We start from the raw sequence: 13,778 nt of genomic DNA, 5'->3' as shown, positions 1-13,778 counted from the left end.
ACTAAAAGTAGGAAAACTTACATTAAGGATGAAAAAAAACCGACACGAATGTCGGTCTTAAGAGGGGAAAGATATTAGAGGTCAGTTACTACTTGTTTTACCACACCGACAATTTTGCAGTTACCATTGACTTCCATTACGCGGTAGTTAGGGTTTAACGGTACCAGGTATTTTAATGGCCCATCAATAACAAACTTTTTGAGAGTGGCCTCAGCAGAACCAACAATCTGAGCGACAACAATTTTGCCATTAACTTCTTGTGGGCTGCCGTAATCGGGGTCCACCACAACAAAGGAGCCTTCAGGAATACTTGGTGCTCCATTCGGGTTTGTCATAGAGTCGCCACGAACACGTAATGCAAAACCTTCATCAGATAAGTTGGCAGTGGTGAATATCCATTCGGAAATATCGTCCTCAGTAATGGGAGCACCACTTTCTGTCCATTCCCCAGCTTGAACCCAAGATAGGATAGGAATTTTCTTTACTCCAAATTTCTCAGTCGGCTTGTAAAGAATTTCGTCACAGTCTGGATCACCTTGTCCGGTAATAATCCACTGAGGGTTAGTTTTTAAGGCAGCCGCCAGCCCCTGTAGGTTAGATCCTCCAGGTTCATAATCACCAGACTCCCATCCTGTGACTGTTACTCGGTTTACACCAACCAACTTGGCGAGAACAGCCTGGGTGAGCTTTAGCTCTTTGCGTCTTGCGCGGATGCGTTCATTCATTTTCATGTAGGCAATCCTACCATTTTATGATGTAGGAATCCTTGACCTTTAAATGTAAGATATCCTACTATCATGATGTGTGTTTCCCTTACATTTGAGGCAAAAATGAAAAAAGATGATGTGGTTTCTTACTTCGGCAGCGTGGGGAACGTAGCCAAGGCTTTAGGGATTTCCCATGCATCAGTATCTGGGTGGGGTGAAGTAATCCCAAAAGGCAGGGCATTCGAGATTCAGGCACTGACTGCTGAAAAGCTGAAAGTTGATCCAACCCTTTACGCTAAGCCTAATCAAAACGCTGCTTAATTTTAACTACCAAAGGAAAAACAACATGGTAGAGCCAAGCCTGAAAGAAGTAGTTAAAGCGATGTGCAAAGCGTATCCAGGAGGCCGTGAGGCTATGGCCGGTGCTCTTGGCATGTCAGTAACGCAGTTCAACAACAACCTGTATGAGAAGAACGGCTGCCGTTTCTTCGAAGTGAACGAGCTGGAGGCGATGGAAGACATCTCGAATACGTCCCTCCTGGCGGATTACTTTGCCCGTCGCCGTGGTGCGCTGCTGGTGGACGTTCCTCAACTTGAAGACCTTGATCGTGTCGACCTGTTTGATCGTGCCATGAGAACGTCAGCAGCGCGTGGACGTGTTGATACCGTGATCCAGAGAGCTCTCGAAGATGGAGTAATCGAACGTCATGAAGCTGAAGAAATCAACGAATATCACCGCCGTCATCTGGCAGCGCGTGAAGAAGAGATCCGCGCGATTGTCGCGCTGTTTAGCCGTAAGAAAAGCCAAAAGAAGTGACGCCCGCGAGTGTGCAGCTCCGGGCGTCGTGGCGTGTCGTATTCAGTGGAGAAACTAACGCATGAACAGTTTAAACCGATTGAGACCAGCGAAGCAATTCAGATGCCTTCCTCTGGTGGGAAAAGACTCCCCGTTCGGCTATGTGGAGAGATTAAACAACCGGGCGGAGGAGAACAACTACCATCCTGAGAACGCGATGGTAGAGGCATTTGCACTGATGAACGAGAAGGGGCGTGAGGAATGGCTGAAGTTGACCGGCGATTCAGAGACCACAGAGGCATCACCGTCCACGTCATCAGGTGGGAGCCCGAGACTCGACGCGTTATATACCTTCGCGAAGGGTACGATCATGAGTGCTTCAGCCCTCTTGAGCAATTCCAGCGTAAATTTACAGAGTTAAAGGACGACCATGAGCAGAATCTTTGACATCGTCCAGTCAATGTCAGGCCAGAAGAACGTCATTGTTCTTCCCAGGCCGTACCTGCTGTTCTTTAAAGAAGACCAGCAGGCTCATGCGCTGGCAGCAGTTCTTAATAACCTCGTTTTCTGGTCAGCATTTGGGGATGAAGACGGCTGGTTCTATAAAACTCACAAGGAGCTTGGAGCTGAGGCGGGTGAATTAACTGAAGACCAGACAGAGCGGCTGGTTAAAAAGTTGGTAAACAAGTATCTGCCTGGCGTGATCGAGACCTGTTCTCGAAAGGTCAATGGCACGCCAACCAAGCATTATCGCATCGACGGCGATGCTCTAATCTCATTAATCTTTCCAGAAAATAACGATTCCGCAAAAGTACGTAATGGAAAACGTGAAGATGCGGAATCAAAACCGCGAAGCTGCGTTTCTCAATCCGCGAATAACAGGAATCTTGGGAGCCGCGAAAGTACGGAATCCTATCTCTATACAGACTTTAATACAGAGTTAAACAAGCAGACTAATAAACCTATTTGTCCGGTTGCGCCGCAACCAGACGGTGATGTGTTGATCGCCGATCAGGCTAAACAGGTTTTAACCCACCTGAACCAGGTGACCAGTTCGCGTTATCAGGTTTCAACAACCTCGCTGCAAAACATTCGCGCCCGAATCGGGGAGGGCTTCACCGTTGAAGAACTGTCGCTGGTGGTGGACTACTGCAACGCCAAGTGGAGCGACGATTTAACAATGGCGTCCTACCTGCGCCCGCAGACACTTTTCCAGCCAACGAAGTTTCCAGCTTACCTGAAGTCCGCTACCAACTGGGCGAATGCCGGAAGGCCAGCGCGTGTTAACGGGAAGTGGGAGCGTGAGGATGGAATCTTCAAATCCAGCTTCAAGAACACCGACTACAGCAAAATCCCCGATGGCTTCAGAGGAGCGAACAAATGATGGAATTAACGCCGCGTCAGAATGAAGTGTTCGAAGCTATCAAGGTTCATATCGAAAAGGCTGGCTTCCCACCTACGATGTTAGAGCTTGCAGGATTAATTGGCTGCGCATCACCGAACGCTGCTGTAGCGCACGTGAAGTCACTTAAGAAAAAGGGTTACATCACTGTTGCTCCTGGCGCTGCCAGGGGCATAACCGTCATCAAAACGGAATGGGATGCAGATCCAGTAACGATCATCAAAGACCTGCTATCCGGCGGAGACAAGGCCAGAGATAACGCTGTTGAATGGCTGAAAAAACAGGGAGTGACGTTATGAAACTGGTGCTCCCGTTCCCACCGAGCGTAAACACATACTGGCGAGCCCCAAATAAGGGGCCGTTAAAGGGCCGCCATTTAATCAGCGCCAAAGGCAGGGCATATCAAAGCGCGGCCTGTGTCGCCATTGTCGAGCAGCTTCGCTTCCTTCCCAAACCTTCAACGGCACCTGCTGCCGTCGAAATTATGTTGTACCCACCAGACGAACGCCGCCGCGACATCGACAACTACAACAAGGCGTTGTTTGACGCGCTCACGCATGCTGGCATTTGGGAGGATGACAGCCAGGTGCAGAGAATGCTGGTGGAGTGGGGGCCGAAAGTGCATGGCGGAAGGGTAGAAATATCGATAACCAGGCATCAACCAACAATGGGGGGAATTGGGTGAGAGCCATACTGACGCCTGAAATTGCGCCGATGTCCGGGGTGGTTCTGTTCCGCCCTGGTACCGAACTGCTCTGGCTATTCCGTCAGGGAAGGGTAGTTATTGAGTCACCATCCGAAGCCATCCAGCATCTGCCATCTGGATTAATCCCTGAAGCCCACCAGTCCCTGACTGACGATGCCAACATGCAGGCTATTTTCGTTAGCGAGAGGGTCATTCAGCGAGCTGGTGGATTGAGTAGCCTTGATGCCTGGCTGGAGAGAAAATTTGAATGCCAGTGGCCTCACACTGACTGGCATGCCAGTGACTTTACGGTAATGCGCCACGCTCCGGGGAGCATTCGTCTTTGCTGGTCGTGTGATAACCATTTACGTGAGCAAACCACTGAAAGACTGGCAGGAATTGCCATGCAGAACCTGGTAAAATGGCTGCTGGAAAGGGTAAATATTGATTTAGGTTTCAGCCCTGACCACACTCTTTCGCTTCCTGAGTTCTGCTGGTGGATGGTACGTAATGATCTGGCTGACATTGTTCCTGAATCGGTGGCGAGTAAAGCCCTCAGGATTAAGCCAGAACAGCACAGTTCAGTGATGAGGGAAAGCGACATTGTCCCGTCATTACCGGCTACGCAAATCTTTCAGGAGAAGGCAAAAAAGATAGTGGCGGTGAAGGTCGATCCTGAAACGCCGGAATCTTTCATGCTGAGGCCAAAGCGCCGACGCTGGGAAAACGAGAAATACACCCGCTGGGTGAAGTCGCAGCAGTGCAGTTGCTGCAATAACCCGGCAGACGACCCCCACCACCTGATAGGACACGGGCAGGGTGGAATGGGTACTAAGGCGCATGACCTGTTTGTGATACCGCTGTGCAGAGCGCATCACGACGAGTTACACGCTGATCCCGTGGCATTTGAAGCGAAATACGGCGACCAGTTAACGCTGCTGTTTCGGTTTTTAGATCGTGCGCTGGCAATCGGCGTACTGGCGTAAGTGGAGACGCAAATGATCAATCCTTCAGAAGTAGGTAAATCCGGCGAGTTGGTTCGCCTTCGCACTCTAGAAAGTATCTGGGTACAGGGAAAGCTCCGCATGTGGGGTCGCTGGTCTTATATCGGTGGTGGCTCGGGTGGAAACATGTTCAACCAGTTGCTGGCTTCCGGGAAAATAACCAAATCCGCTATCAACGATGCGCTGCGCCGCATGAAGAAATCCGGCATCACTAAACCCGAGCTGGAAGCATACCTGCGTGAAATCCTCGACAGTAAAAACAAAACTGGCCTAGCGTTCTGCTCAGACGAGGAGGGGCTAAAGATTGACGGCGTTATTGCTGCGGTATTGATGAACGAAGAATACCGTGGGCTGTATGGCGTGATTGTTGATCGTCATCGTCTGCGTAAAAGTAAACTCCAGATGGCTAAAGAGCTTAATTCAAAACACCCCGACTGGACCCTTATTACATGCCGTCGTCGCATTGATACATGGGTAAGTCTTGCAGAATCGATCCTTTACGCACCACTTTGTGACGCTTTCGGCACAAATGGCGACAGATTTAAGTTGCAGAGTGAGCAAAAAAGTGCTTAAATTGTGTTAAGCTCGGGACGTTAAAGCGAACTGAGCAATAAGACATAAACCCGCCACTGCTGCGGGTTTTTTTTGTCTTGAAATCAGGGGCGGCCCTGAACAAGTCCGCCAGTTCGTAAACCGCGTGTTTGCGCGTCGACCCGAACCGTGGCGGCTGGGAGGTCGCCTGTTTTATTCTGGTAATGGGTACTTGAGTATTACCTTTCTTGTTTTAAGTTCACGCGGCCCCTTTGTAGGATCATAAAAGTACCAGATATTAAACTTACGCTCGGAGCCCCAGGTGTCATAGTGGAAACCATCCCAACCTAAGTAACTTGCGATTTTATTTGCGACTGCAATTTTTCGTGGGTTAGAGGCTTTGTCTTGGTAGGCACTCATCACAGCACCAAGTAGAAAGTCGCAGATCTGGATTTGAGCCGATTCTTTTGAATCCTTGGTGATTACAGCCTTTATGGCTTCTTCTTTCCCTGTTGCATTTTTGATAATGTTGTTTGCAATCTTATGAAAAGCCTCGTCAGCTTTATCATACCTAGATGCAATTGGGTCAACATCAATACGGAACTCACATTCTCTATCTGGGAATTTGCGAATCACACGGATGATTTTCTTTGTCAGTAGCTCAGTGAAGTGTTTACGCATTGCTAAATCATAATCACCATCGTGGAACTCTTTGTTTACATGCGCTTTCTGAATAATAATGCAGTGAAAGGCAAGCCACTGATATTTAAAAAAAGCTTCAATGACATCATCATAGAATGCAGCGTTTTGTTTAGAGTGAGCCTTTTGCCATTTAAGCTCATCTGAACAGTTATGTTTTTCACGAAGTTCCCGGATAATCTGAACGAAGTCACCACGGCGTTGGTATTTCATCCATAGGCTTCCAAACCCATAGAATCGTTGTCCGCCGGTTCCTGACTCATCACAGGAAACGTGCCAGATTAATTTACCCGGATTATCCTTGTCAGACATTGTAACCCTTATCGAGATAGTGATAGAGGAGAACAATATTTAATCATCTTGTAAGGCATTGATAAAGATCGTTTTCTCTTTGAGAATCAGATTTTCTTCAGCGCTATTACCTACCTACATTTCATACAAGACAGAGGCTGCCATTTGGCAGCCTTTTTCATATCCGCGCCACGCTCGGTGCAATTAAACCACAGAGCCTTTCAGGGGTGAGCCATAGGGAACGGTCGGTGTGACTGTCTCTGTGGGCTGATCATTCCTGAGCGCTGGCTCACCCGCTAAAAGGAAAGTCACTATGTTCGGTATCTTCAAAAAGAAAGCACGTAAAGCTGTTGTCGAAGTTAAGAAAATGGAAAACCGCGACGCGGTTGAAGCTACGGTGTGGGGTGCTTACTCCATTGCGTATGCCGACGGCACATGCGACGCGAAAGAAATCGCCACTCTGGAAAAAACCATTTCAGCATTGCCTGCTTTCGCACCGTTCGCTGGTGAGATAGCACAGATGAGTAGCAATATCCGTGCTCGCTATGAAGCTTCTCCGCGCTCTGCTAATGCTCAGGCTCTGCGCGAACTGGCTGACGTTGCCGGTACAAACGATGCTGTTGATGTTCTTTGCCTGTGCCTGGATGTCGCTGACAACGACGGCATCGGGGAAGAAGAAGAGAAGCAGCTCAAGAAAATTGCTCAGGCGCTGCAACTTCCACTGGATCAGTACCTGTGATCGGAAAACTGCGCTGGGCAGCCGCCGGAGTTTTGTTGTTCCTGGTGGTTGCCATCGACTTTACCAGCAAAATGATGTCCATCCTTGCTGATGGCGTGCTGGTAGCCGGGGTAATTGCTTTACTCTGGCCCGTGTTTAAATCCAGTAAATAACACTGTGCAAAAGGTCATTTCTGATGGCCTTTGACAGAGTGAATTTTTTCTTCGGTGCTATAGTAAACTGGCGTTCGATAATGCTCTCGATACTGATAACACTTGGTGGGGATACACCAACTTCGCAGAGACAACTGCATGACCCATGACCAGCAACCCAATGCTGGTCTTTTTTTTCCGCCATTAGCTCAACTGGAAAGAGCACGGAGCTTCTACCTCTGTGGTTCGGGGTTCGAATCCTCGATGGCGGACCAGTGTCCAATTCGTTAAGCGAGGAAGTTTCTCAACTCTGATTTATGCGCTATTTTTTTATTGTGGTGAATCCCCCTATGCGGAGGGGCGTTCCAGCAGTTACCTGAAAAGGAAACCTCTCAGACGCGGGAATGTTTGCTGGAGTAATTCTCACCGGGAGGCACCCGGCACCACGATAACAATAATATCGAATTGATAATTCCTTGAGAGCCTGCTTTAAACAGCAGGTTTTTTTTGCTCGTTTCCCGAAGTTACGGCTACGCTAAAGAAGAAGGGTTATATCCGCTGGCAGGTGGTTCTCCTGAACCATCAGTGAATCGGCCTCGATACCCGGACGTCACTACCTGTCTTTCGGATGATCTCCTTTCTACCTTCTTGTGATAATCATCACTTTAGCCTGCTCTCGCGAGCGGGCTTTTTTTATTCCCCTCAAATTTCCTGAGAGGGATCACAGCAATAAGAGGGGGCTTAATGTCCGATCCATTAACCGGCACCGGCGCTGTTCTCGGCGGCGGCCTGCTGGGTTCAGTCCTGTACGGCGTCTTTACTCATACAGATTTTGGTGTGGTGTTCGGGGCGTTTGGTGGTGCGGTGTTCTACGTCGCGACAGCCACAAACCTGTCCCGCGCCCGACTGGCAGCATATTTCCTGACGTCGTTTATCGTTGGGGTGCTTGGGGCGGGACTTATTGGCTCACTGCTAAATGCAGCTTCGCACTATGAAAAACCGCTGGATGCACTGGGTGCAGTGATTCTGTCTGCCCTGTGTATAAAAATCCTCACTTATCTTAACAACCAGGACCTGAACAACGTGTTCAAGTTTTTCTCGCGGCTACGTGGGGGAGGGGGAAATGGTAATTGACCCGTCAGCAGTCTTTAATGCGTTTATTTGTGCGGCCATCGTCATCGTGCTGATGTTTTACCAGCGACATGGCGCCCGGCATCGCCCCTTTATTTCTGTCCTGGCGTATATAACCGTGCTGGTTTACGCCGCGATCCCCTTGCAGTTCATCTTCGGCCTTTATCGTGATTCCAGCTGGCTGGTGGTGGTCGCAAACATTCTTATCTTCGCCGCCATCCTGAAGGTTCGTGGAAATATGGCGCGGCTGGTTGATCGTCTGAGGCACTAATGAACCAAACACAATTTCAGAGGGCGGCTGGTATCAGCGCCGGGTTAGCTGCGCGCTGGTTTCCACATATCGACGCCGCTATGAAGGAATACGGCATCACCGCACCGCTCGATCAGGCGATGTTTATTGCCCAGATGGGGCATGAAAGCACCAGATTTACCCGGCTGGTGGAGAGCCTGAATTACGCGGTTGAAAACCTGGTACCGACGTTTGGTAGCCACCGCATCACACAACAGCAGGCCGCCGCACTTGGCAGAACGGCAACGCAACCGGCAAACCAGAAAGCGATCGCTAATCTGGTATACGGTGGTGAGTGGGGAAAAGAACACTTGGGCAATCAGGTTGCCGGTGATGGCTGGAAATATCGCGGTCGCGGGCTAAAACAGGTTACCGGCCTGAGTAACTATCGCAGTTGTGGCCACGCGTTGAAACTGGACCTTGTTACCCACCCGGACCTGCTTGAACAGGATGAATACGCCGCGCGCTCAGCTGCATGGTTCTATTCGTCTCGCGGTTGCCTGCTTCATTCCGGTGACGTTGAGCGCGTGACATTGCTTATCAATGGGGGCAGAAACGGGCTGGATAAACGCCGCGCGCTGTTTAATCTGGCGAAATCAGTTCTGGTGTGAGGTGAATGTGGGTATCGAGACAATAATCGGGCTGGTCGCGTTGGTGATTTCAGCTATAGCTGGAGCTTTTGGCATGGGCCATATTCGCGGCACCAGCAAAGCGGAAGCGAAAGCCGACCAGCAGCGCACTGAAGATAACGCAGCGGCAACGGTCACAGCAGCAGAACGCCGGGTTGAAGCAACGAAAGAGGCCAGCAATGTACAGCAGACTGTTAACCATATGCCTGGCGACGATGTTGATCGCGAGCTGCGGGACAACTGGACCCGTAAGGGTTGAGGTGGTGGATACCGCTTGCGATTGGATTAAACCCATTTACGGCACAGCGCACGACTGGGATGTACTGGACCGCCAGACGAAGAAAGACATTCTGGCGCATAACAAAGCGTGGCAGGCGAACTGCCACAATTAGATTAATAAATTATTGTTTGAGGAATATATTTTCAGCCTCTGCAAGATAAGATTCGTAGAATTCAATGCCTAATACAGCAATATCAATTGGGCTTTTAGTTTTTAAAACTTTACCCAAATGTGACTCTGGTGGATTGTAAGTAACGCCTCTGTTTCGACATGGTATTGCCTCTATCGAACTAGGTATTACGTTAACTTTGATAGGCGACCCGGCAATAATATTAATATTACCGTTCTTATCAAAAGTTAACGACTTGATGTGAACGCTCCCACCTGGTGAAACAGGATTAATACCGAATCCGCCATTAACATATTTGGACGTATCTGCAATTCCATGATGGACTGAATTGCGTGCCTGTTTGAGATAGACAAGCAAACTATCTGTAGCACGGAGGTGATTCGTTCTTGATGAGAACGAGGGATACTTTTTATGAGTTTCAGCTGCAACCTTGATTCTGCTGAAAACATTTTCAATTCGACTTAGAAAATCGCTCCATGCCTCATCATACTCATCGTAGGATGCCGCCGATCTCATGCGTTCAATACAACGTTTAGCCCTGTTTAACTCTTTCCGGGATGGAACAAGATCCATTTCATTCACCATTCATCAAAGATAAGTGCATTGAACTTAGCGTTTCAATAAAAATTATTCAATGGGGTTAATATGGAGGTCACGATTGATGGTGTCCCGTTTTTACCTGCCTGCGCTTCATCGTCACGGATAGGTATTGCCATCACTACCCACAACCGGCCAGACGTTTTAACGCGCGCCATTGAGCAGCACATTAAACATCTGCCCGCCGGGTCGCTGGTGGTGGTTATCGACGACGGTTCTAAACCTGCCGCCGTAGTACCTGACGGAGTGCGGTTGCGTCGCCATGAAACATCACTCGGCATTGTTGCTTCGAAGAACGCCAGTTTAACCGCGCTGATGGACGCCGGGTGTGAGCATCTTTTCCTTTGGGACGATGACGCCTGGCCCATCGCTGATAACTGGCACTTTCCATACATCGAATCACCCGAACCGCACCTGGCTTACCAGTTTCTCGATCTGGCAGGAACGAATAAGCTGAAGGATATGGCGGTCCTGTACCGGGATGATAAGCACATCGCTTACACCGGGCAGCGCGGCGTGATGCTGTATTACCACCGTAGCGCTATCGAGAAGGTTGGCGGTTTCGATCCGGTTTACGGTCGCGGCATGTACGAACACAGTGACCTCGCCCTGCGCATCCATAATGCTGGCTTGACGACGTGGGCTTACAGTGATGTGGTAGGTTCAGAAAAACTGATCCATTCTCTCGATGAGCATGAAGCCGTAGAGCGTTCGGTACCGCGTCCCGACCGACAGGCGCTGGTGGAACGTAACGTGAAGATCCACAACGAACGGCGTGATTCCGGGTTTACTGGTTACGTTGAATACCGTCAGCAGCGCGATGTAGTTATCACAACGCTGCTCACCAGTCAGCCTGACCCGCAGCGCGGCACGAAAATGGCGGCCTCGCCTGACATGCTGAGCAAATGGGCGGCCTCGCTTCGCCAGTGTGGGCGTATAGCGCTGGTGGATGAATTACTGACGGCCCCGGCCGATGTTGAGCTGTATCTCGTACCTGACGTGAAGATGAATGTCTACTTCCGTCGCTGGCTGCACATCTGGCAGCACCTGCGAGAACACCCTGAATACCGGTTCGTCTGGTGTACCGATGGTACCGATGTCGAAATGCTTCGCGCGCCATGGGATGAAATGCAGCCCGGGAATGTTTACGTCGGTTCTGAACCGAAGACCTACGCCGACAGCTGGGCAAAGCTGAATCATCCTGAGCGTATCTATCAGGAATTCATTGAAGCGCACCGCGGCGATGTGATGCTTAACGCTGGCCTGCTGGGTGGTACCCGCGCTGATGTGATGGCGTTCGCCCACGGAATTATTCGCCTTTACTACCGGATCGAGAGTTATCGTTTCTGGAAGAAAGAACAGGCTGGCGCCGCGGTGGGCGACATGCTGGCGTTCGGCATTGTTGCGCAGTCATTCGCTGACAGGCTGGTCACCGGTCCTCTCGTGCATACCGTGTTTAAAACTGATGGCATCGGCAAAGAAAATGCCTGGTGGCGCCATAAATAACAGGAGGTCTTATGATTTCGTATGAGGTTGAGTTCCCGACCCAAAAATCTGTAAGTTTCAAAATTAATGGTTACTCCTCAGCAGAGGGACTGGACTGTAAAACGGTTGAGGCTATTGGCGGAGACGTCAAAGTACATATCAATAAGAAAACAATGCTGACTGTACCTTATCGTGAAGACATTACAGCAGACTTTACTCTTGAAGGTTACAAGCAGCGCGCTGAAACTCACGCGAAAACTGTAATCGATCAGATTGTGAATGCGGCTCAGCACCGAGCCGCTGACGATTTAATTCAGGAAGTTACGAACGCGATTGCTTCTTCTGAATTATTTTCTCAACTCTCTTAATCGCTTCGTGAGCATCTGGGGCAGATGAAATTTCAGGCGGTGTAACCTCCTTCAGTACATCCATCAGAACGTCCCCAACATTCTGTTTTGGTGACAGCTTGTTAACAGCTTCAATAATCAAAGAAAAAACCAGTTTATTGGTGGCTTTTTCAATCTTTAATTCACGTTGTAAATCTGCAACTGCTTTTTCCAGTTCTGACATGGAACCCATGGGTATTTTCCTTTTCGGAGGTAATCAGCCATCCCCCCCGCGACAGAGTGCGCCAGTGTCCAACCACTGACGGGCTGAATGCTTACCTTAACCAGGGTTAAAACGAAGCAACACCCTGATATTCAGACAGTAGCCGCCATCGTGCGGCTTTTTTTATGGGCGAAGGAAATTATCTATGACTAGATTCTGCAATGTTTCCGGATGCTGCAATAAAGTTTTAGCGCGCAACCTATGCAACAAACACTACATTCGGATGAGGAAATTTGGCGATCCTCTCGCCGGGAAAGACAGGTTTGCCTCACCTGAGGTGAGATTTGAATTTAGTACCGAGATATCAGGTGAGTGCTTACTGTGGACCGGTGCAAAAAACAGCAAAGGATACCCACAACTAAAATCGGAAGGCCGCATCATTTCAGCCCACCGATATGCCTGGGAAAGAGAAAAAGGCCGAATACCTGACGGAATGGAGATTGACCACATTTGCCGCAATAGAGCATGTGTGAATGTAAATCATCTTAGGTTGGCTACTCGCTCTCAGAATATGCAAAATCTTTCACTTGCCGGGAGAGCCGAATCAGGTGTGAGAGGTGTATATAAGGACGGAAATATGTGGCGGGCCACTCTGTTCAACTGTGGCGAAGTGGTGTGGCAAAAATGGTTTAAAAATCTTTCTGACGCAGAAAAAGAAATTATCGCTGCCAGAAAACGAGTTCACACCCACGCACCGACAGAGGCTTACACATGAAATTCGTAGTTTGCGCTCATCATACTCGCTTAGAGCAAGCTCAACGTCTTGCAGCGTTGCTGGATGCTCATCTGCTTATTGACGACGGTAACCACGGCGCGAACTGGAATCACCGACGCGCGCTTGAATGGGCTGCTGAGCAACCTTGCCGGGTAGTTGTAATTGAGGATGACGCGCTGCCTGTGGATTTGTTCTACACACCAGTATCGAACTGGTTGAAACGCTTCCCTGATTCCTTGATTAGTTTTTATCTGGGCACTGGTCGCCCACCTCAGTATCAAATACAGATAGCCGAACGGCTGATAGTTGCTGATAAGACTCAGGCTGACTACATCACACTGCCGCGGCTGATACACGGCGTTTGTTATAGCGTACCTTCTCAGCATATTGAACTAGTCCTTTCTCGATGGGACAGCAGCAAGCCCGCCGATTACGCTGTGGGTGATGCCTGGGGCGGTTCAGTGGTCTATCCGTGTTACTCGCTGGTGGACCATGCTGACGGCGAACCGGTTGAGCGTCACCCTGACTCAGCGCCACGAACAGAACGCCGCCGGGCGTGGAGGTTAGCCTGATGCCTGCGTTAATACCGAGAGCATGCCGCAAGCGTGGCTGCCCTGGTACAACCACCGACCGCTCAGGCTATTGTCCCAAACACCTTAATGAAGGCTGGCAGCAGCATCAGCGAGGACAGAGCAGGCATCAGCGAGGTTATGGCAGCAAGTGGGACAGGCTGCGCCCAATCGTTCTCGAAAGAGATAAACACTTATGTCAGGAATGTCTGCGAAATGGAAGGTATACACCCGCGGAGACGGTGGACCACATTAAGCCGAAAGCTCACGGCGGTACTGACGATCTCTCTAATCTGGAATCAATTTGCCGCGGCTGCCATAAAGCCAAGACAGCACGCGAGCGCCTGAACAGAAATTAA

At 49.7% G+C, this 13,778-nt stretch carries 24 protein-coding genes and 1 tRNA gene; 21 read left to right on the top strand and 4 right to left on the bottom strand.

Annotated features, from left to right (window positions below; all coding sequences use genetic code 11):
• Positions 1-74 precede the first annotated feature (74 nt).
• A complete protein-coding gene (locus ACOTX2_RS05115; protein ID WP_032634713.1) occupies positions 75-731 on the bottom strand; it encodes a LexA family protein in 657 nt (218 codons plus the stop codon).
• 99 nt (positions 732-830) lie between these two features.
• Between ACOTX2_RS05115 and ACOTX2_RS05110 the strand changes: the two genes are divergently transcribed.
• The 8 genes from ACOTX2_RS05110 to ACOTX2_RS05075 all read left to right on the top strand — a co-directional run bounded on the left by ACOTX2_RS05110 (position 831) and on the right by ACOTX2_RS05075 (position 5,167).
• The gene (locus tag ACOTX2_RS05110; RefSeq protein WP_032634882.1) at positions 831-1,028 is read left to right on the top strand and encodes a Cro/CI family transcriptional regulator; all 198 of its coding nucleotides are present in this window, start codon (positions 831-833) and stop codon (positions 1,026-1,028) included.
• 25 nt (positions 1,029-1,053) lie between these two features.
• On the top strand, positions 1,054-1,524 hold the full coding sequence (locus tag ACOTX2_RS05105) for a YmfL family putative regulatory protein (RefSeq protein ID WP_032634711.1): 471 nt from the start codon (positions 1,054-1,056) through the stop codon (positions 1,522-1,524).
• Positions 1,525-1,764: 240 nt separating this feature from the next.
• Complete coding sequence (locus ACOTX2_RS05100) at positions 1,765-1,950, top strand: DUF4222 domain-containing protein (protein WP_072044687.1); 186 nt, start codon at positions 1,765-1,767, stop codon at positions 1,948-1,950.
• Positions 1,934-2,887: a conserved phage C-terminal domain-containing protein gene (locus ACOTX2_RS05095; RefSeq protein WP_063418906.1), complete on the top strand. Its 954-nt coding sequence runs from the start codon at positions 1,934-1,936 to the stop codon at positions 2,885-2,887. Before ACOTX2_RS05100 ends, ACOTX2_RS05095 begins: the two co-directional genes overlap by 17 nt.
• The gene (locus ACOTX2_RS05090) at positions 2,884-3,204 is read left to right on the top strand and encodes a LexA family transcriptional regulator (protein WP_063418904.1); all 321 of its coding nucleotides are present in this window, start codon (positions 2,884-2,886) and stop codon (positions 3,202-3,204) included. Before ACOTX2_RS05095 ends, ACOTX2_RS05090 begins: the two co-directional genes overlap by 4 nt.
• Positions 3,201-3,590, top strand: a complete 390-nt coding sequence (locus ACOTX2_RS05085; protein WP_063418902.1) for a RusA family crossover junction endodeoxyribonuclease — start codon at positions 3,201-3,203, stop codon at positions 3,588-3,590. Before ACOTX2_RS05090 ends, ACOTX2_RS05085 begins: the two co-directional genes overlap by 4 nt.
• Positions 3,587-4,576 (top strand): DUF968 domain-containing protein, encoded by a 990-nt coding sequence (locus ACOTX2_RS05080; protein WP_063418900.1) that lies wholly within the window; start codon positions 3,587-3,589, stop codon positions 4,574-4,576. The genes ACOTX2_RS05085 and ACOTX2_RS05080 overlap by 4 nt, the downstream gene beginning before the upstream one ends.
• A gap of 12 nt (positions 4,577-4,588) precedes the next feature.
• Complete coding sequence (locus tag ACOTX2_RS05075) at positions 4,589-5,167, top strand: DUF1133 family protein (protein ID WP_048206884.1); 579 nt, start codon at positions 4,589-4,591, stop codon at positions 5,165-5,167.
• A 171-nt stretch (positions 5,168-5,338) separates the two neighbouring features.
• Here ACOTX2_RS05075 and ACOTX2_RS05070 read toward each other — a convergent pair whose 3' ends face one another.
• On the bottom strand, positions 5,339-6,136 hold the full coding sequence (locus tag ACOTX2_RS05070) for a DUF3800 domain-containing protein (RefSeq protein ID WP_048206882.1): 798 nt from the start codon (positions 6,134-6,136) through the stop codon (positions 5,339-5,341).
• Positions 6,137-6,428: 292 nt separating this feature from the next.
• Here ACOTX2_RS05070 and ACOTX2_RS05065 point away from each other — a divergent pair, with 292 nt between their 5' ends.
• From ACOTX2_RS05065 to ACOTX2_RS05030, 8 genes are all read left to right on the top strand, one after another.
• On the top strand, positions 6,429-6,854 hold the full coding sequence (locus ACOTX2_RS05065) for a tellurite resistance TerB family protein (RefSeq protein ID WP_015570939.1): 426 nt from the start codon (positions 6,429-6,431) through the stop codon (positions 6,852-6,854).
• A complete protein-coding gene (locus tag ACOTX2_RS05060; RefSeq protein WP_032667391.1) occupies positions 6,851-7,006 on the top strand; it encodes a DUF3927 family protein in 156 nt (51 codons plus the stop codon). Before ACOTX2_RS05065 ends, ACOTX2_RS05060 begins: the two co-directional genes overlap by 4 nt.
• A gap of 177 nt (positions 7,007-7,183) precedes the next feature.
• Positions 7,184-7,260: transfer RNA gene (locus ACOTX2_RS05055), tRNA-Arg, on the top strand.
• A 469-nt stretch (positions 7,261-7,729) separates the two neighbouring features.
• Positions 7,730-8,119: a phage holin family protein gene (locus ACOTX2_RS05050; RefSeq protein WP_017384387.1), complete on the top strand. Its 390-nt coding sequence runs from the start codon at positions 7,730-7,732 to the stop codon at positions 8,117-8,119.
• Positions 8,109-8,387 (top strand): phage holin family protein, encoded by a 279-nt coding sequence (locus tag ACOTX2_RS05045; protein WP_017384386.1) that lies wholly within the window; start codon positions 8,109-8,111, stop codon positions 8,385-8,387. The genes ACOTX2_RS05050 and ACOTX2_RS05045 overlap by 11 nt, the downstream gene beginning before the upstream one ends.
• A complete protein-coding gene (locus ACOTX2_RS05040; RefSeq protein ID WP_032610613.1) occupies positions 8,387-9,016 on the top strand; it encodes a glycoside hydrolase family 19 protein in 630 nt (209 codons plus the stop codon). Before ACOTX2_RS05045 ends, ACOTX2_RS05040 begins: the two co-directional genes overlap by 1 nt.
• A gap of 7 nt (positions 9,017-9,023) precedes the next feature.
• A complete protein-coding gene (locus ACOTX2_RS05035; protein ID WP_074163402.1) occupies positions 9,024-9,293 on the top strand; it encodes a hypothetical protein in 270 nt (89 codons plus the stop codon).
• A gap of 4 nt (positions 9,294-9,297) precedes the next feature.
• Positions 9,298-9,426 (top strand): hypothetical protein, encoded by a 129-nt coding sequence (locus ACOTX2_RS05030; protein WP_265389882.1) that lies wholly within the window; start codon positions 9,298-9,300, stop codon positions 9,424-9,426.
• A gap of 9 nt (positions 9,427-9,435) precedes the next feature.
• Here ACOTX2_RS05030 and ACOTX2_RS05025 read toward each other — a convergent pair whose 3' ends face one another.
• Positions 9,436-10,017, bottom strand: coding sequence for a hypothetical protein (locus tag ACOTX2_RS05025; protein WP_127341667.1), 582 nt, complete (start codon positions 10,015-10,017; stop codon positions 9,436-9,438).
• Between the two features lie 72 nt (positions 10,018-10,089).
• On the opposite strand from ACOTX2_RS05025, the gene ACOTX2_RS05020 reads away from it, so the two are divergent.
• The gene (locus ACOTX2_RS05020) at positions 10,090-11,547 is read left to right on the top strand and encodes a glycosyltransferase family 2 protein (protein ID WP_063418896.1); all 1,458 of its coding nucleotides are present in this window, start codon (positions 10,090-10,092) and stop codon (positions 11,545-11,547) included.
• Positions 11,548-11,558: 11 nt separating this feature from the next.
• Positions 11,559-11,894 carry a hypothetical protein gene (locus ACOTX2_RS05015; RefSeq protein WP_062939401.1) on the top strand — a complete coding sequence of 112 codons (336 nt, stop codon included), beginning with the start codon at positions 11,559-11,561 and terminating at the stop codon, positions 11,892-11,894.
• On the opposite strand, the gene ACOTX2_RS05010 is transcribed toward ACOTX2_RS05015, so the two are convergent.
• Positions 11,848-12,105 (bottom strand): hypothetical protein, encoded by a 258-nt coding sequence (locus ACOTX2_RS05010; protein WP_032665356.1) that lies wholly within the window; start codon positions 12,103-12,105, stop codon positions 11,848-11,850. The two genes, ACOTX2_RS05015 and ACOTX2_RS05010, sit on opposite strands and share 47 nt — an antisense overlap.
• A 175-nt stretch (positions 12,106-12,280) precedes the next feature.
• Here ACOTX2_RS05010 and ACOTX2_RS05005 point away from each other — a divergent pair, with 175 nt between their 5' ends.
• Genes ACOTX2_RS05005 through ACOTX2_RS04995 form a run of 3 tightly spaced genes read left to right on the top strand, consistent with a single transcriptional unit; the run spans position 12,281 to position 13,778 of the window.
• Positions 12,281-12,850 carry an HNH endonuclease signature motif containing protein gene (locus ACOTX2_RS05005; RefSeq protein ID WP_049019491.1) on the top strand — a complete coding sequence of 190 codons (570 nt, stop codon included), beginning with the start codon at positions 12,281-12,283 and terminating at the stop codon, positions 12,848-12,850.
• Positions 12,847-13,422, top strand: coding sequence for a hypothetical protein (locus tag ACOTX2_RS05000; protein WP_074163398.1), 576 nt, complete (start codon positions 12,847-12,849; stop codon positions 13,420-13,422). The genes ACOTX2_RS05005 and ACOTX2_RS05000 overlap by 4 nt, the downstream gene beginning before the upstream one ends.
• A complete protein-coding gene (locus tag ACOTX2_RS04995; protein ID WP_074163397.1) occupies positions 13,422-13,778 on the top strand; it encodes an HNH endonuclease in 357 nt (118 codons plus the stop codon). Before ACOTX2_RS05000 ends, ACOTX2_RS04995 begins: the two co-directional genes overlap by 1 nt.

The sequence above is a fragment of the Enterobacter cloacae complex sp. IR5412 genome, from assembly GCF_049237385.1.
In the GTDB taxonomy this organism is placed as follows: Bacteria; Pseudomonadota; Gammaproteobacteria; order Enterobacterales; family Enterobacteriaceae; genus Enterobacter; species Enterobacter intestinihominis.
The sequence above is the reverse complement of the archived record's forward strand: the minus strand, read 5'-3'. Positions and strand labels throughout refer to the sequence as shown.

Excerpts from the sequence above, each read along its gene's own strand:
- ACOTX2_RS05005 (WP_049019491.1), top strand. The coding sequence starts at position 12,281 with ATGACTAGATTCTGCAATGTTTCCGGATGCTGCAATAAAGTTTTAGCG.
- ACOTX2_RS05025 (WP_127341667.1), bottom strand. The coding sequence starts at position 10,017 with ATGGATCTTGTTCCATCCCGGAAAGAGTTAAACAGGGCTAAACGTTGT.
- ACOTX2_RS05065 (WP_015570939.1), top strand. The coding sequence starts at position 6,429 with ATGTTCGGTATCTTCAAAAAGAAAGCACGTAAAGCTGTTGTCGAAGTT.
- ACOTX2_RS04995 (WP_074163397.1), top strand. The coding sequence starts at position 13,422 with ATGCCTGCGTTAATACCGAGAGCATGCCGCAAGCGTGGCTGCCCTGGT.
- ACOTX2_RS05100 (WP_072044687.1), top strand. The coding sequence starts at position 1,765 with ATGGCTGAAGTTGACCGGCGATTCAGAGACCACAGAGGCATCACCGTC.
- ACOTX2_RS05045 (WP_017384386.1), top strand. The coding sequence starts at position 8,109 with ATGGTAATTGACCCGTCAGCAGTCTTTAATGCGTTTATTTGTGCGGCC.
- ACOTX2_RS05090 (WP_063418904.1), top strand. The coding sequence starts at position 2,884 with ATGATGGAATTAACGCCGCGTCAGAATGAAGTGTTCGAAGCTATCAAG.
- ACOTX2_RS05020 (WP_063418896.1), top strand. The coding sequence starts at position 10,090 with ATGGAGGTCACGATTGATGGTGTCCCGTTTTTACCTGCCTGCGCTTCA.
- ACOTX2_RS05115 (WP_032634713.1), bottom strand. The coding sequence starts at position 731 with ATGAAAATGAATGAACGCATCCGCGCAAGACGCAAAGAGCTAAAGCTC.
- ACOTX2_RS05010 (WP_032665356.1), bottom strand. The coding sequence starts at position 12,105 with ATGGGTTCCATGTCAGAACTGGAAAAAGCAGTTGCAGATTTACAACGT.
- ACOTX2_RS05040 (WP_032610613.1), top strand. The coding sequence starts at position 8,387 with ATGAACCAAACACAATTTCAGAGGGCGGCTGGTATCAGCGCCGGGTTA.
- ACOTX2_RS05050 (WP_017384387.1), top strand. The coding sequence starts at position 7,730 with ATGTCCGATCCATTAACCGGCACCGGCGCTGTTCTCGGCGGCGGCCTG.
- ACOTX2_RS05070 (WP_048206882.1), bottom strand. The coding sequence starts at position 6,136 with ATGTCTGACAAGGATAATCCGGGTAAATTAATCTGGCACGTTTCCTGT.
- ACOTX2_RS05015 (WP_062939401.1), top strand. The coding sequence starts at position 11,559 with ATGATTTCGTATGAGGTTGAGTTCCCGACCCAAAAATCTGTAAGTTTC.
- ACOTX2_RS05075 (WP_048206884.1), top strand. The coding sequence starts at position 4,589 with ATGATCAATCCTTCAGAAGTAGGTAAATCCGGCGAGTTGGTTCGCCTT.
- ACOTX2_RS05000 (WP_074163398.1), top strand. The coding sequence starts at position 12,847 with ATGAAATTCGTAGTTTGCGCTCATCATACTCGCTTAGAGCAAGCTCAA.
- ACOTX2_RS05110 (WP_032634882.1), top strand. The coding sequence starts at position 831 with ATGAAAAAAGATGATGTGGTTTCTTACTTCGGCAGCGTGGGGAACGTA.
- ACOTX2_RS05105 (WP_032634711.1), top strand. The coding sequence starts at position 1,054 with ATGGTAGAGCCAAGCCTGAAAGAAGTAGTTAAAGCGATGTGCAAAGCG.
- ACOTX2_RS05085 (WP_063418902.1), top strand. The coding sequence starts at position 3,201 with ATGAAACTGGTGCTCCCGTTCCCACCGAGCGTAAACACATACTGGCGA.
- ACOTX2_RS05095 (WP_063418906.1), top strand. The coding sequence starts at position 1,934 with ATGAGCAGAATCTTTGACATCGTCCAGTCAATGTCAGGCCAGAAGAAC.